Annotated in this window: 16 protein-coding genes and 1 pseudogene; 12 read left to right on the plus strand and 5 right to left on the minus strand. The window is 41.9% G+C overall.

The genetic code is table 11. The annotated features are described in order from the left end of the window. The first annotated feature begins 208 nt into the window (after positions 1-208). Complete coding sequence (locus ACM0OX_RS30825; protein ID WP_094348136.1) at positions 209-409, plus strand: hypothetical protein; 201 nt, start codon at positions 209-211, stop codon at positions 407-409. Positions 410-504: 95 nt separating this feature from the next. On the opposite strand, the gene ACM0OX_RS30830 is transcribed toward ACM0OX_RS30825, so the two are convergent. Beyond that, positions 505-1,269 carry an amino acid ABC transporter ATP-binding protein gene (locus ACM0OX_RS30830; protein ID WP_414518807.1) on the minus strand — a complete coding sequence of 255 codons (765 nt, stop codon included), beginning with the start codon at positions 1,267-1,269 and terminating at the stop codon, positions 505-507. Between the two features lie 88 nt (positions 1,270-1,357). Here ACM0OX_RS30830 and ACM0OX_RS30835 point away from each other — a divergent pair, with 88 nt between their 5' ends. The 4 genes and pseudogenes from ACM0OX_RS30835 to ACM0OX_RS30850 form a co-directional block, all read left to right on the plus strand. Beyond that, on the plus strand, positions 1,358-2,848 hold the full coding sequence (locus ACM0OX_RS30835) for an ABC transporter permease subunit (RefSeq protein ID WP_414518808.1): 1,491 nt from the start codon (positions 1,358-1,360) through the stop codon (positions 2,846-2,848). Between the two features lie 413 nt (positions 2,849-3,261). After that, entirely contained in the window at positions 3,262-4,785 is a 1,524-nt protein-coding gene (locus ACM0OX_RS30840; RefSeq protein ID WP_414518809.1) for a SulP family inorganic anion transporter, read from the plus strand. A 138-nt stretch (positions 4,786-4,923) separates the two neighbouring features. After that, complete coding sequence (locus ACM0OX_RS30845) at positions 4,924-5,559, plus strand: restriction endonuclease subunit R (protein WP_414518810.1); 636 nt, start codon at positions 4,924-4,926, stop codon at positions 5,557-5,559. A gap of 44 nt (positions 5,560-5,603) precedes the next feature. Further along, positions 5,604-5,696 (plus strand): annotated as a pseudogene (locus ACM0OX_RS30850) (Uma2 family endonuclease); the annotation flags it as partial. A 116-nt stretch (positions 5,697-5,812) separates the two neighbouring features. Here the strand turns inward: ACM0OX_RS30850 and ACM0OX_RS30855 are convergent. Together ACM0OX_RS30855 and ACM0OX_RS30860 are read right to left on the minus strand one after the other, a co-directional pair. Beyond that, positions 5,813-6,874 carry a glycerate kinase gene (locus ACM0OX_RS30855; protein WP_414518811.1) on the minus strand — a complete coding sequence of 354 codons (1,062 nt, stop codon included), beginning with the start codon at positions 6,872-6,874 and terminating at the stop codon, positions 5,813-5,815. A gap of 15 nt (positions 6,875-6,889) precedes the next feature. Then, positions 6,890-7,222 (minus strand): DUF565 domain-containing protein, encoded by a 333-nt coding sequence (locus tag ACM0OX_RS30860; protein ID WP_334853753.1) that lies wholly within the window; start codon positions 7,220-7,222, stop codon positions 6,890-6,892. A gap of 806 nt (positions 7,223-8,028) precedes the next feature. Between ACM0OX_RS30860 and ACM0OX_RS30865 the strand changes: the two genes are divergently transcribed. Continuing rightward, a complete protein-coding gene (locus ACM0OX_RS30865; RefSeq protein WP_414518812.1) occupies positions 8,029-8,667 on the plus strand; it encodes a hypothetical protein in 639 nt (212 codons plus the stop codon). A gap of 269 nt (positions 8,668-8,936) precedes the next feature. Beyond that, positions 8,937-10,904 (plus strand): ArnT family glycosyltransferase, encoded by a 1,968-nt coding sequence (locus ACM0OX_RS30870; protein WP_414518813.1) that lies wholly within the window; start codon positions 8,937-8,939, stop codon positions 10,902-10,904. Positions 10,905-10,962: 58 nt separating this feature from the next. Here ACM0OX_RS30870 and ACM0OX_RS30875 read toward each other — a convergent pair whose 3' ends face one another. Continuing rightward, the gene (locus ACM0OX_RS30875; protein ID WP_414518818.1) at positions 10,963-14,199 is read right to left on the minus strand and encodes an ATP-binding protein; all 3,237 of its coding nucleotides are present in this window, start codon (positions 14,197-14,199) and stop codon (positions 10,963-10,965) included. A 656-nt stretch (positions 14,200-14,855) separates the two neighbouring features. Here ACM0OX_RS30875 and ACM0OX_RS30880 point away from each other — a divergent pair. The 4 genes from ACM0OX_RS30880 to ACM0OX_RS30895 all read left to right on the plus strand — a co-directional run bounded on the left by ACM0OX_RS30880 (position 14,856) and on the right by ACM0OX_RS30895 (position 19,841). After that, positions 14,856-15,437 carry a KaiA family protein gene (locus ACM0OX_RS30880; protein WP_414518814.1) on the plus strand — a complete coding sequence of 194 codons (582 nt, stop codon included), beginning with the start codon at positions 14,856-14,858 and terminating at the stop codon, positions 15,435-15,437. Between the two features lie 133 nt (positions 15,438-15,570). After that, a complete protein-coding gene (gene kaiB, locus ACM0OX_RS30885) occupies positions 15,571-15,885 on the plus strand; it encodes a circadian clock protein KaiB (protein ID WP_289797294.1) in 315 nt (104 codons plus the stop codon). A 76-nt stretch (positions 15,886-15,961) separates the two neighbouring features. Then, a complete protein-coding gene (gene kaiC / locus ACM0OX_RS30890; protein ID WP_414518815.1) occupies positions 15,962-17,524 on the plus strand; it encodes a circadian clock protein KaiC in 1,563 nt (520 codons plus the stop codon). 103 nt (positions 17,525-17,627) lie between these two features. Next, positions 17,628-19,841: a TolC family protein gene (locus ACM0OX_RS30895; protein ID WP_414518816.1), complete on the plus strand. Its 2,214-nt coding sequence runs from the start codon at positions 17,628-17,630 to the stop codon at positions 19,839-19,841. A 282-nt stretch (positions 19,842-20,123) separates the two neighbouring features. Here ACM0OX_RS30895 and ACM0OX_RS30900 read toward each other — a convergent pair whose 3' ends face one another. After that, positions 20,124-20,261 carry a hypothetical protein gene (locus ACM0OX_RS30900; protein WP_414518817.1) on the minus strand — a complete coding sequence of 46 codons (138 nt, stop codon included), beginning with the start codon at positions 20,259-20,261 and terminating at the stop codon, positions 20,124-20,126. A gap of 249 nt (positions 20,262-20,510) precedes the next feature. Here ACM0OX_RS30900 and ACM0OX_RS30905 point away from each other — a divergent pair, with 249 nt between their 5' ends. Beyond that, positions 20,511-20,888 carry a hypothetical protein gene (locus ACM0OX_RS30905; RefSeq protein ID WP_292775463.1) on the plus strand — a complete coding sequence of 126 codons (378 nt, stop codon included), beginning with the start codon at positions 20,511-20,513 and terminating at the stop codon, positions 20,886-20,888. The last annotated feature ends 241 nt before the right edge of the window (positions 20,889-21,129 follow it).

Below are 21,129 nucleotides of genomic sequence, written 5' to 3' on the forward strand. Positions count from 1 at the left end.
AAGGGAACTCCAAGAAATAAATTATCCAATCTTGTGGGGTGGGCATCTTGCCCGCCATATAAACTGGGTGCTCATGTTGCCCACCCCACAATCAATAATTGAATATTTTTTTATTTGGAAGTTCCTAACTGCGGTAGTCAAAGCTAGAATCTGATTATTTCTAAATTTTTATACTAACTTTTTACGGCTGTTAAGCACAACTTTGCGCGTGAATTACTCAAATAATCTCCAGGTATATGCCCCATCGATAACATCTCTCAGAGAACGTGATTGGACAGCTTTGATAGAACTATTTGATAGAGACGACGGTGATGAAATTGAAGCCGACATTAGCGGTAGTTTATTTTGGCTAATACCTGAACCTTGTTGGGAAGACGATCCCTTTGATTTTTTGCGCGAGTACCTATAAGTAGTGGTGAGTGATGTTAGCGGTAGCGGTGCGTTGAGCCAGTGATGAGTAGTGAATGAGGAGTTTAAAGTAAGTCTTTAATTACGAATTACGAATTACGAATTACGAATTATTTGAAGGCGACTTAGGAAAATACGTAGGCGATCGCTTTGGGGATTGGTCAGCACTTCATAGGCTGGGCCTTGTTCTGTCACAATACCTTTGTCTAAAAATATCACTTGATGGGCTACTTCTTTGGCAAATTGCATTTCATGGGTGACAACTACCATTGTCATCCCTTCTGTGGCTAATTGCTGCATCACTTGCAAAACTTCACCGACGAGTTCGGGATCTAGGGCGCTGGTGGGTTCGTCAAATAGCATGATTTGGGGATTCATACATAAACTACGAGCGATCGCTACTCGTTGCTTTTGTCCGCCAGAGAGTTGTTCGGGATAAGCAGAGGCTTTGTCAGATAAGCCAACTTTTTCTAAATATAATCTCGCGATTTGGACGCTTTCTTTCGGTGTTTTACCTAAGACTTTACGCAGTGCGAGTGTCATATTTTCTAAAACGCTGAGATGGGGAAACAGGTTGAACTGTTGAAAAACCATGCCTACTTGTGTTCGTAGTTGCCGCAGTTGGCTATAGTTGACAGTGGGCCTAGATAAGTTGATTCCGTTGATGATTAAACGCCCTTTGTCAATGGTTTCTAGGCGGTTGAAGCAGCGTAATAGGGTACTTTTACCACAACCTGAGGAACCGATAACTGCAACGACTTCTCCGCGATTGATTTCGCCGGTGATTCCTTTGAGGACTTTGAGGGAACCAAAGTTTTTTTCGATATTGTCAAAAATAATCGCGGGGATGGTATTGTTCATTACTTGTATCAAGCTGCTCTACAGTTGATTGTAAGGTTTTTAACGAACCGCAGAGGCGCAGAGAGCGCAGAGAGGGAGAGAAAATAATATGGTTAAATTTGGTTTTGGGCGCTGGTGTGTGGTTGTAGGGTTTAGCTGTTTGTTACTGGTTGGCTGTGCTGTGAACTCTAGCGCGGGGAAAACTTTGCGGGTTGCTACGGAACCGGCGTTTCCACCTTTTGAGTTTCAAGGAAAAGGTGGCGAGTTGCAGGGGTTTTCCATTGATTTGATGAATGCGATTGCTTCTTCTGCTAACTTTAAAGTTGACTTTCAAAGTCTGCCTTTTGATGGCATTATCCCAGCTTTGCAAGCCAAAACCGTAGATGCGGCTATTAGTTCGATTACGATTACTGAGGAGAGGGCGAAGACGATTTCTTTTTCCCGTCCTTATTTTAAGGCTGGGTTAGCGATCGCAATTCGTGCAGACAATCAAGATATTACTGGTTTTGACAGTCTCAAAAATAAAAAAATTGCTGTACAAATTGGCACAACTGGGGCTGCAAAGGCTAAGAGTATTCCAGGGGGGCAAATTCGCAGTTTTGATTCTGCACCCATAGCCCTGCAAGAATTGCTCAACGGTAATGTAGATGCGGTAATTAATGATGCACCTGTGACTTTATATGCAATTAATACAGGCAATCTTCAGGGAATTAAAGTTGTACAGCAATTGTTGACGGAGGAGTTTTATGGAATTGCTACAGCTAAAAACTCGCCCAATTTGACATTGATAAATGATGGCTTGGATAGGGTGCTGAAAAATGGCACTTATACCCAAATTTACCAGAAATGGTTTAAAGTTGAACCACCGTCACTACCAGCTAAATCACCATTTGAGAATCAAATTAACACTGGCGCACCTAAAATATTAACTTCAATTAGCGTGGTATTGCAGGCTTTTCCAAGTCTATTGCAAGGTGCATTGATCACGTTGCAATTGACGATACTTTCTGTAGTGTTTGGTTTAATTGGCGGTTCCTTAATTGGTATTGTTCGCCTTTCTCATATTGCACCTGTGCGTTGGTTGGCGAGGGCGTATGTAGATTTTTTTCGAGGAACGCCTTTGCTGGTGCAAATTTTTATGATTTACTTTGGTTTGCCAGCAATTTTACAAGAACTTGGTTTGACATTTTCTTTCGATCGTCTAAGTGCTGGGGTAATTGCCTTGAGTTTGAATAGTGCTGCATACATTGCCGAAGTTGTTCGTGCTGGGATTCAATCGATTGAACCAGGACAAGCAGAAGCAGCAAAATCATTAGGTTTAAGTTCTGTGCAAACTATGAGTTATGTAATTTTTCCCCAAGCTTTCCGGCGAATGATTCCACCTTTGGGGAATGAGTTTATCAGTTTGTTGAAAGATACTAGCTTAGTTTCTGTGATTGGGTTTGAAGAATTACTACGTAAAGGACAGTTAATTGTTGCTGATAACTATCGCGCCTTTGAGATTTACGCAGGTGTAGCAGTGGTTTATTTGTGTTTGACGCTACTTTCTTCCCAAGCATTTAGCCGATTAGAAGCTTGGATGAATCCCATCAAGCGCTAAGAGACTTTCAAAAATAAGTTCTCAAAATCCAGAGAATGATAATAAATATATTTAATTAAATTTTAGGGAAAAGATTATACCTTTTTTATAGCAATTATAATTTATTGTTTAATTCTAATTAATATTTTGCGGCGAATCCAATAAAAAAGTTATGTAACATCAATCAGATAACACTATTGTTATCATAGGCTTGTAATCATTAAGAAATGTAAATAGTAACTATAAGCGTAAGTCAATTTAACTTAATGATTTTGTGCTTGCTATTTCAGGGCTGAGTATGCCAGTAAAATTACGTTGCAATTAAAACTCAGTGAATAGGTTTGAACTATTCAATGCAAGTCTAGTTTCGGCTGCATTGTAACAGTTCACCTTGCCAGCCAAAAATTAAAAACTTTTCATTAGAGGAGAAGCAAATGAGAAATTTGAAAGCAATCATCGACAAATCCTCATTGACTAGTGAAGTACCGGCATCATTTGTGGTGTTTCTTGTTGCCCTTCCTCTTTGTATGGGTATTGCGATCGCTTCGGGACTTCCGCCATCTCGCGGCTTAGTTACAGGAATAGTAGGCGGAATTATTGTTGGTGCTGTTTCTGGTTCACCAATGCTAGTCAGCGGCCCTGCTGCTGGGCTGGCTGTGATTGTTGCAGAAATAGTTAAAGAATATGGCATTGAAATGGTTGGGCCAATTTTGCTGCTAGCGGGTTTAATCCAATTACTCGCAGGTATATTTAAACTTGGCCAGCTGTTTCGCGCTATGTCACCGGCTGTCATCTATGGAATGCTTGCAGGTATTGGGATATTAATCTTCGCTTCCCAATTTCATGTCATGCTAGACGATCAACCGCGTATACACGGCATTGAGAATTTAATTTCTATTCCCAACAGCATTTACAAAGCTTTGTTCCCTATTGATGGTAGCGTTCATCACGTTGCAGCACTCATAGGTGTAATAACTATTATCAGTCTTCTGCTGTGGGAAAAATTTAAACCAAATAGTTTCAAGTTGATACCTGGCGCGCTTGTCGGCGTTGTCATTGCCACCCTCATAGCTACAGTGTATCGATTACCGATTCAGTATGTTGATGTACCTGGAAATCTGGCACAAGCAATTCAATTACCAACACTTGCCAGCTTACCACGCTTAATTCAAGCACCAGTTTTGATTGATGCGATCGCGATCGCATTTATTGCTAGTACAGAAAGTTTGCTTTCAGCCGTAGCAGTAGATCGACTGCATACCGGGACAAGAACCGATTTCGATCGCGAATTAACAGCGCAAGGAATTGGCAACATTATATGTGGGTTCTTGGGTGCTTTGCCGATGACAGGAGTGATAGCCCGCAGTTCTGTAAACGTCGAAGCTGGTGCTAAAACTAGATTATCAACGATGCTTCACGGTTTATGGCTATTAATTTTAGTAATTGCAGCCCCAACCTTGCTCAAAATAATTCCTATTTCTAGTCTGGCAGCAATTCTAGTTGTTACTGGTTACAAACTAATCGAAGTAGAACATATTCGCCAGTTAAAGAAGTATGGACGTTTTCCTCTAGTGATATTTGCTGCCACTTTAATCGGGATTGTTGTTACTGACCTCATCACAGGTGTTTTAATTGGTATTCTGTTGACAGGAGTTTTACTAATTCACAAAATGTCCGTGCTGAATATCCAAATGATTAAGCACGAAAACAATCAGCGAATAGACATTTATTTACAAGGTGCAGCAACATTTGTAAGGCTACCAAAATTAGCGAATATTTTAGAACTTGTGCCTCCAGGAAGTGAATTGCATGTTTATATGCAAGACTTGGCTTATATAGATCACTCTTGCCTAGACTTACTGTCGGTGTGGGCAAAACAACAGCAACAAATGGGTAGCACCTTAACTATGCAATGGGATCGTCTAATAGATCGTAATCGCAACCCATTTACTCTGTAACACTGAAGCTAGATTTTTTCTCACGGTAGGGTAGCACAACTGTGCTACCGATTCGTATTTTATGTAATCAGCCAGGGGTTAAGATAGGTTTTATATAGGGAATTTGGATTGAGTTGTGGCCGAATCAACCAAAAAAATATGACAATTCTCAACGCTCGTAATTTATCCTTAGAAGAAATTCAACGTCTGTTTGGCTTTCAAGAACAGTACAGTGACTCATTTTCTAACTACTTATCTTTAGAACCTCTCATCGAAGCAGAACAGCAGGAACTTCTGCAAATTAGAAATGACTTTCGACGCTACCTGACAGCAGGCAAAGTTTCTGAAGGCCAAGTAAAGTTTCTTGCAGTTGCGCCTTTACTAAGATTAGCTGGTTTTTATCGCTATCCGATCGAGATTGTTTTGGAGGAAAATATTGCTGATATTGAAGTTGAAGATGAGGATATCAAAATTAAAGGCAGATTTGATATTTTAGCTATTAGTAAAGCTAAACATACAAAACCTCAAACATATTTTTGGGTACTGTTAATTGAATCTAAAAACTGTCAAGTTGATATATCAACAGGTTTGTCTCAGCTACTTACTTATGCTTATAAAAATTTAGATAATCAAAAATCAGTTTGGGGATTAGCGACTAACGGTAGAAGTTATCAGTTTGTCTACATTCAACAAGGAAATCCCCCTATTTATTATCTGTTGCCAGAATTAAATTTAATGGAAAGAGAGCGTTCAAGTCAGTTGCTACAAGTTTTAAAAGCAATTTGTCAGCTTTAAAAGTATTGATGATTAAGGCAACATACAAGCCAAGGTAAAAATTTATGACTCAAGCCATACCCAAACTAGTAAGCTTTGAAGATTTTGCAGCTTGGCGGCCCGAAGGCGGGAGATACGAATTACATAATGGTGCTATCTAATTACGAATTACGAATTAGTATGAGACTAGCTTGGGATGAATGGGAAGCAAGGGATAAATCATGCTTTAAGTAAATTATAGTGTTTTTAGCTGATTTGCTTGAGAACTAACGCCCTAAGTGCGTAGTTTACCGCCGTAGGCATCGCAATACACTTGACCAAAGCTACGATCGGGATGAATCTCAATCACCATGTCAACCGCTGTCGCATCTCTTACCAACGGCGTGATAAATAATTCCGGGTGAAGCGATCGCCAAAAATAATTGACAAATTGCTCTATCTCTGCATCACTCATTCCCGATTTCCCCGCAGCAATCATCTGCTGTTCTGCCTGTTTGCGCCACTCCAAAGAACAGCGGTAATCGGTGGGATACAGCACAATTAAACTGTCTAATCGCTCCCACAGTGGTAAATAATCGTGGAGGCGAAGATTCATCTCACGAGCAAATGCTCTATCTTCGTCTGTGACAATTGGCGGCGGTGCAGTATCAAATAAATCAGGATCGATTGGTCGCACACCCACAAACCAACCTTCAAATAGTACAATATCTACATCCGTCACCATTTCTGGATTAGTGCGATCGCCAGCACCTCCATAAGCAGATTTATCAAAGCGGGGAAGCATCACCGGGCTTTGCAACTCACGGATTTGATCTAGTACATTTAAGCCTAAGTTTACATCGTGAGTTCCTGGTGGGCCGCGCCAAATTAAGCGGGGATCTTGCTGTGTCAAAAGCAAGCGATCGCTGTAAGTTTTATATAAGTCATCCAAAGATAAACTCACAGTCCTGTATCCCAAATGATCGAGAATCAAAATGAGAATTTTGGACATTGTGGTTTTACCAGTGCCTTGTCCTCCCAATATTCCTTGAATCAGGGGGCGTCCCAACTGTTGGCGCTGGGATGCTAGTTTGATCCCCAAAGGCAGCCACAAGTCCCACAATACCTGTAACATTTCCTGGGGTTGTACTTGGAGAGTCGCTTGGCAGAATTCGCTAAAAGCTGGAAAGACAGATTTTAGTAAATGCGATCGCCTTTCGATCATTTCATCAACATTTTCCGGTACGATGCCAAAAGCTTTTGCCTTTAACCGATCTGCCAGCGCTGCTTCTCTTGCTTCCTGCTTCCAAGTTTCCCCCACCCCATTGCTTGCTAAAACACTCAGCCACAAATTCATAAATTCTCCATCTGACTACGATCCCAGCTTAAAAGCTTCGAGAAACAGGCTGTAGATGAAACCAACTTTGAGGAGATTTAGTGAGTCTACCAAGAGCGATCGCCTTTCCAAAAAGCTGCGACTATAAAATATCCGGCTGGTAATTTCTGTTAACAGTACTAAAAAACCAGCTGCTACAATGTCTAACTCTGCCCGTTGTCCAGCTGTAGTGGAAACTGCGTTTCCCAGAAAAAAACCGAACAAAAAACTAATTATCAGCAACGATAGCCGTCGCCAAGGATTTAAAAACCATTGCCCAAAGCGTGTAGCAATGGCATCGAACAAGTTATTGAGACGAGTGTTTTGCATCAAAGGGACTTCTGGGAAAAGTCAAGATATCTTGAAATATATCTATATTAATGTAAGAAGGATATTGGTTTTAGCATCAGCTTGTTTGTTACTATTGTAGATATCTACTGGAATTGCAGTGTTTATTCAAATTTGACCATTCTATCATCTTCAGAGAACTACAGTTTCTTAGAGGATGTTTGGAAACAATAAATATTTAGTTTGATCCCCACATTCAAACCTTAAAAAATGGGAAAATGATTCAAAATTCTCCTTTTTTAAGGAAGCTAGTTCGTTAAGCGGCTTTGCTGACTTGTATTCATGTATGGAAGCAAGCTACTCGTAGCGTCTCCCAACAAGAGAAGGGACTTGTGTAGATTTAGGAAGGAGGATCTCTAAGCACTGGCTAGATCGCCAGGTACTTTCCAAATATGCTCTTAAGGTGCTTTTAATAGCAGAAGATAAAATACACCACTTAGATTTATCTGACGTTTAGCAAAGGACGCCTTGTTGAGGCTGCTAACGGTTTCAGGAAACTTTTATTTTTTTATACAAATGAATTGGCTGAATAGGTATCAAATTATCTTGTTTTTATCCATACTTACGGTCAAAAACCAAAGTAATGGATGTCTGTACCTCTTGTTTTTCAAACATCAAAGAGATTATATCCTTCAAATGTTTTCTAATCAAAATGATATTTATCATACATTCGTATTTCTAATTTTAGGAAAGTCTATATTCGGCTATTTTGTGTGATTGCCTTTTGGGATAATAGGCTACTATTTGGTCAAGCCTAGACAAAATATTTATTTCTAATAACTATCAATATGAAATCTTCAGTGTATCGTAACGTCGGTATTACAGCTTTGTGCTTGGGACTGCTTGTTGCTCTGGTGGGATGCTTTGGACTGAGCGTGTCCTTTGAGTCCGCTAACCCAGATACAAACCCAGATACATCTTCACAACTGCCAACAGAAACTCAAGAGTGGCATACAACTTCGGTTGTACCTGAAAAAGGTATTTCCGCTAGTCTATCTACTCCAGCACCTACCCCAACCAATCAAGTAGAACATAGCACTAAACAGAATACTTATCCTGTCTTGGCAGAGCGTGATAAATCAACAAGCATTGCCAAAGATGGAGGTACTTTGCGAATGAGCAATCAAACAAATCAGCCTGTGCGGCTGGTTCTACTGGCACGACAGTCAGTAGCAAAAGGAGCTAGTAAAAAACAAACTCACTACGATGTACCGGCACATTGGGATTTTGCTCCCGAAGAAGGTAGTGAGAAGGGACTGGTTTTATCTCTACCTCAGAATAATTTAAAGCTGGAGAAGGGAGATGTTTTAGTTGCTTTTGCACAAGATGGTTCCCGTCGTTACTGGGGCCCTTATATTATTGGCGAAACTCAATTACCGAAGTGGAATTCCCAAAACAGAGAATGGCAACTTGTGCTGAGTCAATAGATTTCTTGGCATTGTGGGAAAAAGGGGCGGGGGAAAGGGTAAAAATATGGAATTTTCTCTTACCCTTTAACATGCAGCCCAACCTCCTGCAAAAGTAACTTTTACAAGATGTCTAATAAATATGCTCAAGCCTTTATTTTTACATCCTTACCCTACAGTTGGTAAAGTGTTAAGTAATGGATAGAGGAAAATTGTTGAATTAAAAATCCCGAAGAACAAAAGATAGATAACCAACGACTATTGATTAGTGATTGTTGACTATTGACTAAATGAGCATGAAATTGAGTGTTAAGCACACTGTTGATCGGTGGTTCAACAAAATAGCAAAAAATCCAGCCCTGAGTCTAACTGTGTCGATTTTGTGGTTGATGGTGGTTGGCTGGGTGGCTTTTGGGTGGAATTTGGGCAACATTGGCTTAATTGATGAGACAGAGCCGCTCTTTGCCGAAGCTTCCCGCCAGATGTTCGTTACAGGTGATTGGATTACCCCATTTTTCAATGGTGACACTCGTTTCGATAAACCTGCTTTAATTTACTGGTGTCAGGCGATCGCATATCATCTGATTGGCGTGAATGAATGGGCAGTACGCCTTCCTTCTGCGATCGCAGCATTCGGCTTAGTTTGTTTAGGTTTTTACACCATCCAGTGGTATTTGGCTAAACAAGACGAATTAGAGCAAGTTTCACGTCCTAATCGTCGCTACTTAACATCTTTTATCGCAGCCGCGCTCATGGCACTCAATCCCGAAACTATTATTTGGGCGAGAACGGGTGTCTCTGATATGCTGCTCACCGGATGTATGGCATCGGCTTTGTTATGTTTCTTTCTAGGGTATGCAGGGAAGGAGGGGGAAAATTCTTCTCCTCTGCACTCTTCTGCCCAATCTCCACTTGCCCTGAGCGTTCGCGCAGCGTCTCCGTTAGGAGAAGCCGTTCGCGTAGCGTCTCGCAGAGAAGGGATGCCCCATGCCCTATTCCCTAATAAGTGGTACTTAGCTTTTTATGTGCTGATTGCTGGCGCAATTTTGACAAAAGGGCCAGTGGGAATTGTTTTGCCGGGGCTAATTGTTACCGCCTTTTTGCTTTACGTGGGTAAAGTGCGAGAGGTGTTGCGGGAAATGCACCTTCTCGTAGGTATATTGATAATTGTCGCTTTGTCAGTGCCCTGGTATGCTTTAGTAATTTGGCGCAATGGCTGGAATTACATTAACTCCTTTTTTGGTTATCACAACCTGGAACGCTTTACAGAAGTAGTTAATGGTCACTCAGCACCTTGGTATTTTTACTTTTTAGTCGTGCTGTTGGGTTTTGCACCATACTCAGTGTATTTACCAGCTTCTATAATCAGACTAAAATTTTGGCAGCGATCGCATTGGCGATCGCTTGAACGTTTTCAGCAATTTGGTTTATTTGCCTGGTTCTGGTTTGCTAGCATCTTTGCCTTTTTTAGCATTGCCGTTACTAAACTCCCTAGCTACGTATTACCTTTAATGCCAGCAGCAGCAATCCTGGTAGCCTTGTTGTGGAGCGACGTTTTTTCAGATACAAAGACACGGCCAACACTTCCTGTTTCCCCCTCTCCCACTCAATCCATCTCCGCCTCTTTGCTGCGAATAAGTGGTTGGGTGAATGTAGTATTTTTATCAGTTCTGGCAACAGCACTGCTCAACATCACCCACATATTAGGTACCGATCCAGCGATCAGTAACTTCCACGAACTAATTGAACAATCTGGTTTACCAGTAATCGCAGGTATAATTTGGCTAGTTTCTGCTGTTTTGGTTGCGGGTTTATTATTGAGTCGCCGCTGGAACTACATTATCAGTATTAATTTAATCGGGTTTGTGGCGTTTGTAATTTTTGTCTTAACGCCTGCTTCGTTCTTTATCGATCGAGAACGTCAATTACCCTTAAGGGAATTGTCTGCGGTCATTTTAGAAGCAAAACAACCAAACGAAGAATTGATCATGCTTGGCTTCAAAAAGCCTAGTGTGGTATTCTACAGCCACATCCACGTAAATTATTTAAAATTTCCTAAAGAGGCTGTAGAGCATATTAAAAACCAGGCTGCTAAAGGACTAAAACCTTCCTCAGTGCTGCTGTTGGCCGAACAGAAAAAGTTTTTACAAATGGACTTACAGCCAGATGATTACAAGAATTTATCAACCAAGGGTGCTTATAACTTGGTTCGAGTTCCTTTTAAGAAAATGAAAAATCAAAAAATCGACATATCATGATTTGTCATTAGTCATTAGTCCTTTGAGAATAACTAATGACCAATGACTAATGACCCCATTAACATTTGCTATTGTAACCATTGACAGCTAAAGCTTGATTGATCTGGCTTAATAGGTCTTCCATTGATATCGATCGCGGTAAGATTTGGGTAGCGATCGCACCAACAACAGTTTCTATTGATTCCACACCATTCTTCTTCTGCTTGTCAATTTGCTTATAAGCTACCCCATCCTGGAAACTGGTTTGTGAGCTATTTAATCGCTGATTTAGTACCAAAATTGGTGGCAACTTTAAAGGCGAATCTCCTAACGTTTTCAGTGCTTTGAGTACATCTTTGTGGATAGAGGTTTCTCCTAAGCAAATTAGCAATAAGTCAACGCTTTCGTGGCGAATCTGTTGCAACACTTCTGCCCAACAAGGACTCATCGCCGCTTTGAATCCTGCTGTTTGCAGGTATTGAATTAAAGCTTGGAACCATTCAGATCCGCGTTCAGCAGTTTCACTACTAATTGAGCAATTTTTTTCTGTCCGATAACCCTTAGCTGGCTTACGTCTTACCTGGGGGAAATCCCGCAGCATTGTTAAATCAACTACCAAGATGTTGGGAGGGCAGCAAATGCCAGAAGCAATTTCTAGTACTGATAATAAAGCATCTGTTTTCTCGGTGCGACTGCTGTTATCTTTCGCAAATGGTGTTAAGTAAGGAAATACAGATAGCCCTGGTATTTTAGAAGCGATTAAAGTAGTTGCAACATCGCAAGTAACCAGTGGTATAGCTGCTAAACGTGGATGTCCAATTAGTTGTTGCAAATAAATTTGGGCGGTGGTACTTTCGACATCTAACAAAATCACATCAAACTGCCATACCCGCGCCAAAAGTTCTGCCTGATCTAGGTCATCTACTTCAATGACTCGATGTTCTCGAAGTGAGGGGTGGGGATTGACCGATTCTAACTGGGGATTCACTAACCTGAGAATTCGCAGTGGGGTTTTAGTTGGGATAATTGCACTATTATTTAACCCTATCTGCGGTATTACTTGTGCAGTACATAATTTTTCGAGAACCGGTGCTAAGACCTGATGCTCTACTGGCAAACTTAAGAAACCATCGGCTCGGTTAGCAAATGCTTGCTCCTTTTCGGCTCCCGTCGCGGTGACAATTACAGATATATGACGGGTTGCGGTGTCAGATTTTAGTAAAGTCAGTACATCCCAACCTGATAGCAGGGGTAGCAAAGGATTTAAAAATATCGCTATTGGTTGCAAGCGCCGCGCTTTTTCGACTGCTTCTGTGCCCGATCGCGCAATCACTACCCGATATCCTAAACCTTTGAGTTGTTCGGTCAAGTCTTCAATATATCGAGCTACTGCCTCGACTACCAAGACCAACCTTTGCGAACTCGCAAGATGATGCTGTGTGGGCGTACTAACTTGCTGACGAGTAGCGGTAAGGTTTTCCCGTGTCGGTTGATATCGTGTCTCCTCGTCTTCTCTGATTCCCATATCTGGTTCCGAAAAGCCTGTTTTCGGGGGACTGGGCGGCAGAAGTAGGGTAAACTGGCTACCTTTACCTTCACGCGATAAGAAGCTGACATCTCCTCCGTGGAGGCGGGCCAAGGCGCGAGTTAATACTAGCCCCAAACCAGTGCCTTCAAATTGGCGGGTGAGGGGATTTTCTAGTTGTTGGAATTTTTGAAAGATTAAGTGTTGCTGGTGTTCGGGAATGCCAATGCCTGTATCCCAAACTGTAAAGGCAATCCATCCTTCCCAACGACTTACCCGCAGCCCAATTTCGCCAGATATTTCGGTGAATTTAAAGGCGTTGGAAAGTAGGTGTACTAACATCTGGCGTAAGCGCAATTCGTCTGCCACCATCTGATCTAAACCTAGTTCAATGGAAAGACAGAATTGGGGAGCAGATGAACGTGCATTTGCAGGTGGTGGGGCAGATGTCGTTTTGGTGGTTTGAGTGTGGATAGCTTTGGCTTCCGAGAGGGCGCGATCGCACACAGCCTGAATTTTCACCGGAGTCAGGGTCAAATCCATTTGTCCCGTCTCCATCCGGGTCAAATCTAAAATGTCATTGACAACACTCATTAGGTGGCGTCCGCTTTGATGAATCAGTCCCGCATAACGGGCTTGACGCTCGTTAAGTTCTCCCAACTGCTGATCCACGAGCAAGCGCGATAATCCCAAAACGGCAGTTAGGGGAGTTTTGAGTTCATGACTAATACAGGCTAAAAACTCGTCTTTTAACCGATTTAGTTGAATTAAATCGGCATTCTTCGCTGCTAGTTCTTTACAAAGCTGCTGCTGTTCTGTGACATCAGTAGCTAAAACCAACCACAAATCAGTGCTGAGTGCAATTTCCTCTTGGGCACTCATCACTTTAAATTCAGGACTATCTAAGGGAATTTTGGCAAACTGCCAGATTCGCTCTTGACCATTTTGCACTTCGACAACGCAGGTACAAGTACCCACTTGACTATCTAAATAGCATCGGCTGTATGCAGCATCACCTGATGCTTCTTGCTGAATCAATTCTTCTTCACTACTATGCTCATTCTCCCTACCATTGGGATGAACCTTGATTGCTGGTTGAGTGAGATATTCTGCTATTTCGGAGCGGTTCGGGACAAGTATTGCCTCCACCTGTTGCCTAACTCCTTCTGGATCTTTTAAGGTTCCTAGTTGCTGCCACCAAGCGGGATTTCGCGCTACCACCTCGCCAGTACCCGTTTGCAACATTAAAGGCCAAGGCAGTCTTTCTAGCAAGTGTACTAATGGCTGATGTCCTAACGACTTGGGTTCATTTGGCCTACCATCATACTCATGACGATGCTCGTTAGACCTTTGTAAGCCAGCCATACGTTCTTGAGCTAGCGATCGCAACAGGCGCGAACTATCCAGCAGCCCCAAATATCGACCCTCAGAGTCAATCAGCGCCCAATCTAAGTTTTGGGGTTTTTCGACTTGTGAATCGCACCAGCGCAAGCTTAATCGCTCTACACGCTCAGAAGCTGATATTGTCTGTATTGGCTCAATTAGACCTTGACCCCAGGTAGAGAGCGATTGTTGTAAATTTAGATTTTTATCGTCACTTTGTGCTAATAATTTTGGGATTAAACGGGCAGAATACAGCAATCCAATGGGACATTGCTGTTGATTTACTACTACCAGGCGATCGCACTGCTCTTGCTCAAAAATCTCCAACACCACTGCCAGAGAACTTGTTTGGAGGCAGCTAGGTACGGTTGCCTGAAAGTCATAAAGCGGGTAATCTAGCATTAACATAGGGATTTGGGGGTCATTCTTCCTGTGGAACCCTCCGGCATTTCCATCTGCCAGTTGATGGTCTTTTCGCCTGAAGTCATATCCTTTAAGAAGACTCATATAAGCAACTCTGGTTATTTCAACGCCATTAAAACAACGGGATTTTCCCTAACGGACACGGGAATAGCAAACGAGTGCATTTTTCCAAGAGGCGACGTTTCTGATTTCTAGCAACTAGCCTCTCCAGTGTCTTACTGGTATTTAAACTCCTCATCGATAGCGACGGCTAAAACAATTATGGCCCCAAAGATTCGCTTTAGAACCTTGAGGAATTATAATGATTTGGAATGCGACAATCCTTTAAGTTCGTTTAAGTATCTTATCAAGGAGCAAAATAAAAAAATCTATCTATTTATATACATAGATATGTAAATCATGAGTTAACTACTGTGTCTTGCTATGCCGACGGATACCTCATCATCAAAGACCTACTAAGTTCTACCAGTTAGTTGCTGCACTAGATTGTTCAGTGCGTAGCACTATCTGCTCGCATAGAGCGTTATTTTGGGGTTAAATCACCAGTTGACTGCACACCCAGTATTCCCTACAAGCGTTAGCCAAACTTATCAGCCCGCGTTTATTGGTCAGGGCGATCGAGGAGATATATTCAAGAATAGATGTTATTACCGATATTAATTCTGCAATCTCATGTTAACAAATGCTTAAATAATCCAGTTGACTTAGCCAACCTAAAAGGTTTGAGTACGTGGGTGGGGCAATTGATGGACGCAATTATTGCCCAATTTTACTACTTACCTGTTGCTGCAACAACCTCTGGAAAAATTAACTATTTACCAAATCGGCCGCCACTAAATCCAAGTAAGGCATACACTAGCAAGTACGTTTATGTATTTGCCAGTCAGATGCAAAAAAGCCAGCAGCATTTTCAGGAGATGACTCCGGCTGAAAGAGAAGGATTATTAAGACAGCTTAAAATAGATTATAGCCTGATTCTTATAGATTATTTTACTACAGACAAAACACTCAAAGATAAAATTGATAAATTTATCAATACTATATTTTATGCTAATATTCCTGTGCCCCAAATAATTGAAATTCACATGGAGATAATTGAAGAATTTTCTAACCAGCTAAAATTAGAAGGTAGGAGCAATGAAACGTTACTTGATTACCGCCTAACGTTGATCGATATCTTGGCTCACCTGTGCGAAGTCTATAGGAGTTCGATTTCTAAATAAATTAAGTTTATCGCTGTATATTCAAATTAGAACAAGCTACTGCTGTTAGTTACTCCCAATGCGCGATAGCTGCGCCAACGCCAAGGGCGAACGCCTCTTATTATTCTTATGCTCATAACTAGTTATTAACTATATGATTAAAGCCAGAAAAACCTACGTTCTCAAGCTTTACGTCGCCGGCAACACCCCGAATTCAGTCCGGGCATTAAAAACACTTAAAGAGATTTTAGAACAGGAGTTTGAAGGTGTCTATGCTTTAAAAGTGATCGATGTACTGAAAAGCCCGCAACTGGCGGAAGAAGATAAAATATTGGCAACACCAACATTATCTAAAATTTTGCCTCCACCCGTTCGCAAAATTATTGGGGATCTTTCAGATAGAGAAAGAGTGTTGATTGGATTGGATTTGCTCTATGAAGAACTGAGTGAAGAAGACTTTGAAGAGTAAATTTTTCATCATAGAAAATTGAGTCCAAACTTTAGTCATAAAAAATCAGGTTTTAATATCCTTTTGTTATCAAGCAATGAGCGAAAACGAGCAAGTAGAACCAAAACAACCACCAATAATTAGGGGTGTAGAAAAAATTCGGACGATGATCGAAGGGTTTGACGATATTAGTCATGGTGGTTTACCAATTGGTAGAACCACCTTGATTAGTGGTACATCCGGCACAGGTAAAACCTTATTTTCTCTTCAATTTCTCTATAACGGTATCACCTACTTTGATGAACCAGGAGTATTTGTAACCTTTGAGGAATCACCGAGTGATATTATTAAAAATGCCAATATTTTTGGTTGGAACTTGCCCCGCTTAATCGAAGAAGGCAAGTTGTTTATTCTTGATGCATCTCCCGATCCAGAAGGTCAAGATATTGTGGGAAATTTTGACCTTTCTGCACTCATTGAGCGCTTGCAATATGCCATCCGCAAATACAAAGCTAAACGAGTTTCTATCGACTCAATAACAGCAGTATTTCAGCAGTATGAAGCGATGGGAGTAGTGCGACGCGAAATTTTTCGGCTGGTAGCACGTCTCAAACTACTGAGTGTCACCACAGTAATTACCACTGAACGTAGTGAAGAATATGGGCCTGTTGCCTCTTTCGGAGTGGAAGAATTTGTTTCCGATAATGTAGTAATTGTTCGCAACGTTTTAGAAGGAGAACGCCGCCGCCGCACAATTGAAATTCTCAAATTGCGCGGTACAACTCACATGAAAGGCGAGTATCCCTTCACGATTACTAATGAAGGAGTTAACATCTTCCCACTCGGAGCAATGCGCTTGACTCAACGTTCTTCTAATGTCAGGGTATCTTCTGGTGTCAAAACTTTAGATGAAATGTGCGGTGGGGGTTTCTTTAAAGATTCAATTATTTTAGCAACAGGAGCCACGGGTACTGGTAAAACCCTGTTAGTAAGCAAATTTATTCAAGATGGCTGCCTGAATGGAGAACAAGCAATATTATTTGCTTATGAAGAATCACGCGCCCAATTATCTCGTAATGCTTCCTCTTGGGGAATTGATTTTGAAGAATTAGAAGATCAAGGTTTACTCAAAATCATCTGTACCTATCCTGAATCAACTGGTTTAGAAGACCACTTACAAATTATTAAATCAGAAATTGCTATTTTCAAACCCGCTCGGATTGCTATTGATTCTCTATCAGCACTAGCTAGAGGAGTTACGAATAATGCATTTCGGCAGTTTGTAATTGGTGTGACAGGTTATGCTAAACAAGAAGAAATTACTGGTTTCTTTACTAACACAACCGACCAATTTTTAGGAGCGCATTCGATTACTGACTCTCATATTTCCACGATTACCGATACAATTCTGATGTTACAATACGTAGAAATTCGCGGAGAAATGTCGCGGGCAATTAACGTATTCAAAATGCGCGGGTCTTGGCATGATAAAGGAATTCGTGAGTATAATATTACTGCTGACGGGCCCGAAATTAAAGATTCTTTCCGAAACTACGAACGGATTATCAGCGGTGCTCCTACTCGCGTTAGTATCGATGAAAAGGCGGAACTTTCTCGCATTGTTAGACGTTTTGAAGACAAACAGAGTTCCGAACCCTAAATTTAGTATCGTAGTATATTCTTTCCTAAGTTTAGTATCGTGCTATATTCTGTGGTGAAGAAAGGTTTTCTGCCGCTAGATTGATTTTCGTGTGAGGGATGCGGTGAAAGGACAGCAATTATTTTATAGCTTCTTACCTGGTGTAACGGCAGCGGTCTTAACAACTGGGCCTGCTTGGGCTGGTACTGCGAAACTAACTGGGATACAACTGGCGTCTTCTCCTAGTGTTTTGACTTCTACTTATGGTCAAGGCTTGGTTGTGGATACCATGAATAGGCAACTGCCTAACAGTGCAAATGTTAGTGTTCCAACCCTAGTACCTGCTTTGGGTTTTACTAAACTTAGTGTGAAACCTTTAAGTAATAACAGTATTCCAGTATTTACGGCTGAAAAGACTGTTGTGCCAATAAAACAACTACTTAAGAAAGATAAAGGTAGATTTTTCAGTTTCACAACTACCTCTAATTCTTCCCAAGCTCAAAAGAACCAAAAACAGAGTAATTCAAGCGCTTATGGGCAGAAATTAAAGAAGATATTAGTTCCCAACTACACTTCAAAACCCCTTTCTGTCCAAAAAGAAATTTTGTCCCTGTCTTCTGCACAGCAGCCAGTGGTTCAAAAGATAAATACTGTTACTCCGTTGCAAACATTTTTACAAACTTCAGCCACAGGTGCCGGAGCAGCAAAACTGTTGTCAGCGCAGAGGTGTCCACAGGAGTTGAGCAAAAGTAAAACTGACTCCTTGGCTGTGCTACTAACCTCAAGCACCTGCTTACGACAAAACGCTATTGGGCGCTTGGCTCAGAGTAATACCACGATTCCGACAGATTCGACGCCAATCACTGCGCCAGGAACTGTAACTCCTACACCAGAGGGTTCGACGCCAACTCTAATTCCGCCAGGAACTGTAACTCCTGCACCAGGGGGTTCGGTGCAACCTGCCACTGTGCCAACAACGGTAACTCCAGTACCGTCAGGGGCAGTGCAAATTCCAGAGAACCTGATTCCTAACTCAAATCCCCTACAATTTCCCACTAAAGCGGAGGAAGTGAGACTTCAGGCAAATCAACCAATTACTTTGGCACAGGCTCTGGAGTTAGCACGGCGTAACAATCACGATCTACAGGTGTCCTTATTGGAGCTAGAACGCAATAAAGCGGCTCTACGCGAGGCACAAGCGGCTTTATTGCCCACTCTGGGAGTTAGCACGGATCTGACTCGTAGTCAATCTTCTAGCAGTCAGCTTCAGGACGAATTAAACGGGCGAAATGGCTCACTGTCTAACCAAGATCAACCCAGTACATCTTTTTCTGGTCAAGCACAGCTGTCGTATAATATCTACACTTCTGGGAGAGTGCAATCTAGCATCAAAGCGGCTGAAGAACAAGTACGTTTCAACGAGTTGGCTGTAGAAACTCAGTCTGAGACCATCCGTTTGAATGTTGCTACAGACTACTACAATTTGCAACAAGCGGATGAACAAGTACGGATTGCCCAATCGGCTGTGTTGAACTCGGAAGCTAGTTTACGTGATGCAGAAGCTTTAGAGCGAGCTGGGGTTGGTACGCGGTTCGATGTGTTGCGATCGCAGGTGAATTTAGCAAATGCCCAACAAAATTTAACAAATGCTAGATCCCAGCAGACAATTTCCCGTCGTCAATTAGCAACTCGGATCAGTTTGCCGCAAGCCATAAATATCAGTGCCGCTGACCCTGTACAATTAGCTGGTCTTTGGAACCCAACCCTAGAACAAAGTATTGTGTTGGCTTATCAAAATCGTCCAGAATTGCAACAGCAGTTAGCACAACGTAATATTAGCGAGCAACAGCGTAGGCAAGCTCTTGCGGAACTGGGGCCTCAAGTTAGTTTGGTCGCCAGCTATGACCTGCTCGATCAGTTCGATGATAATGTCAGTGTTACTGATGGTTATTCATTCGGAGTTAGGGCAACCCTAAATTTGTTTGATGGGGGAGCCGCAAGAGCACGAGCAGCTCAGTCCAAAACTAATATTGCGATCGCAGAAACTCAATTTGCCGAACAGCGCAACCAAATTCGCTTTCAGGTAGAACAAGCCTATTCTACCCAGCAATCTAGTTTGGAGAATGTTCAAACCGCTAATACCGCTTTAGAACAAGCCAGGGAAGCTCTACGTTTAGCGCGTTTGCGATTCCAAGCTGGTGTAGGTACTCAAACTGATGTGATTAACTCTGAAAATGACCTCACCCAAGCTGAAGGTAATCGAGTCACAGCAATTTTGGATTACAACCGCGCTTTAGCTCAGTTACAACGGTCTGTTACTCTCAGAGCATTCCGCTAATTAGCTGAAACTCAACTGAATCACTACTTTTGACTGCTGCTGTGTTTATCGGAGCATTACACAATCCAGTAGCGTTTCTGATAAAAGCTAGCTAAAAGCCTCATTTATTCAGTGTATTTACTGCAAAGATGAGGCTTTTTAGTCCAAAAGTTAGTATTGTAAATTGTGATACCAATTTGAAAAAAGACAAATAGATCATTTGTAGAGACGCGATGAATCGCGTCTTTATCCAAGGATGTGTTGCAATTATTAGTTGAATTGGTGTGTTTTTTGAGAAATTCTTTAGCGATCGCTAAAGGATAAGGGTCTACTCAATACTGTTCGGTTAAGGCAAGAGACGCGATGAATCGCCGTCTCTACAATAATCGGTCTTTTGCCTTGACAGCGATTTATCGAATCTTTGCGATCTAAAATTTTCATCAAAAAACCTTAACCAAACCGTATTGAGGGTCTACTATACCTAGTCCGAGAATTTTACTCCCCTTCTTCCAGTAACAAAAGTTTTTCGGTTCCTCTGAAAAGAGGGTTGGAGAGAGGTAGTAGGGAAGGAGTTATTTTTGTAAAGTCTGTATTGGACTTAGCAGAGAAGCGTTATAGTCAAATTTGGACTAACATAACTGAGTGTTCGTAGTTTACCACCCTAGGTATCGCTTGCCTTGTCAAAGACTCATGACTAAAGTAACATCTCAAGAAATTGCACAGTTTCGCTCTCAATTGGCAGACGATCCTAGCGATATGGAAGCGCTGGATTTAATTGAAGACTGTGATGGAGATTTGGAAGATGCAGCGATGACGCTAGCTATCCGAGCAGGACAACAACCAGAAAGAGCAAATTCTGAGTGGTTAGATGCCTTGGCTAGAAAATGGCGTGTGGTCATTTGCGAACAAGAATATCGAGAAGATTTGCTTAATACTTCTCTTGTGAAGATGATGGAACATCTAAAAACAACGCCAACATTTCCTAAGATTTTGGCAACGCCAGTTTTGCTATATGTCCTCAAGCAAGGCGTAAACAATTTTTGTGAGCCACTAGATTTGCTAAAATGATCAGCCCATGTACATTTAACTTGTGCGATGCCTGCGGTGGTCACTGAGCTTGCCGTACCCCTCCGGGGAAGCAGGCTACGCGGAGCGTCTGTCTGCGACACGCTGCGCGAACGTAGAGAAGTGCGGGCTACGCCTACGCGGTTTGCAGTTGAGTTACAGACCTAACCCCCAGCCCCTTCCCTGCAAGGGCTACGGTGTACACACATCTTTCTAGAAAACCAAAATCGTCGTAGATCCCCCT

Origin of the sequence: Nostoc sp. PCC 9305 (assembly GCF_963920915.1) — a bacterium.
Taxonomy (GTDB): Bacteria; Cyanobacteriota; Cyanobacteriia; order Cyanobacteriales; family Nostocaceae; genus Nostoc.

What these genes read in the sequence shown, in the direction of transcription:
- ACM0OX_RS30840 (WP_414518809.1), top strand. Translation starts at nt 3,262, where the DNA reads ATGAGAAATTTGAAAGCAATCATCGACAAATCCTCATTGACTAGTGAA.
- ACM0OX_RS30845 (WP_414518810.1), top strand. Translation starts at nt 4,924, where the DNA reads ATGACAATTCTCAACGCTCGTAATTTATCCTTAGAAGAAATTCAACGT.
- ACM0OX_RS30860 (WP_334853753.1), bottom strand. Translation starts at nt 7,222, where the DNA reads ATGCAAAACACTCGTCTCAATAACTTGTTCGATGCCATTGCTACACGC.
- ACM0OX_RS30875 (WP_414518818.1), bottom strand. Translation starts at nt 14,199, where the DNA reads ATGTTAATGCTAGATTACCCGCTTTATGACTTTCAGGCAACCGTACCT.
- ACM0OX_RS30900 (WP_414518817.1), bottom strand. Translation starts at nt 20,261, where the DNA reads ATGAAAATTTTAGATCGCAAAGATTCGATAAATCGCTGTCAAGGCAAA.
- ACM0OX_RS30880 (WP_414518814.1), top strand. Translation starts at nt 14,856, where the DNA reads ATGTTATTACCGATATTAATTCTGCAATCTCATGTTAACAAATGCTTA.
- ACM0OX_RS30855 (WP_414518811.1), bottom strand. Translation starts at nt 6,874, where the DNA reads ATGAATTTGTGGCTGAGTGTTTTAGCAAGCAATGGGGTGGGGGAAACT.
- ACM0OX_RS30835 (WP_414518808.1), top strand. Translation starts at nt 1,358, where the DNA reads ATGGTTAAATTTGGTTTTGGGCGCTGGTGTGTGGTTGTAGGGTTTAGC.
- ACM0OX_RS30865 (WP_414518812.1), top strand. Translation starts at nt 8,029, where the DNA reads ATGAAATCTTCAGTGTATCGTAACGTCGGTATTACAGCTTTGTGCTTG.
- ACM0OX_RS30830 (WP_414518807.1), bottom strand. Translation starts at nt 1,269, where the DNA reads ATGAACAATACCATCCCCGCGATTATTTTTGACAATATCGAAAAAAAC.
- kaiC (WP_414518815.1), top strand. Translation starts at nt 15,962, where the DNA reads ATGAGCGAAAACGAGCAAGTAGAACCAAAACAACCACCAATAATTAGG.
- ACM0OX_RS30870 (WP_414518813.1), top strand. Translation starts at nt 8,937, where the DNA reads ATGAGCATGAAATTGAGTGTTAAGCACACTGTTGATCGGTGGTTCAAC.
- ACM0OX_RS30905 (WP_292775463.1), top strand. Translation starts at nt 20,511, where the DNA reads ATGACTAAAGTAACATCTCAAGAAATTGCACAGTTTCGCTCTCAATTG.
- kaiB (WP_289797294.1), top strand. Translation starts at nt 15,571, where the DNA reads ATGATTAAAGCCAGAAAAACCTACGTTCTCAAGCTTTACGTCGCCGGC.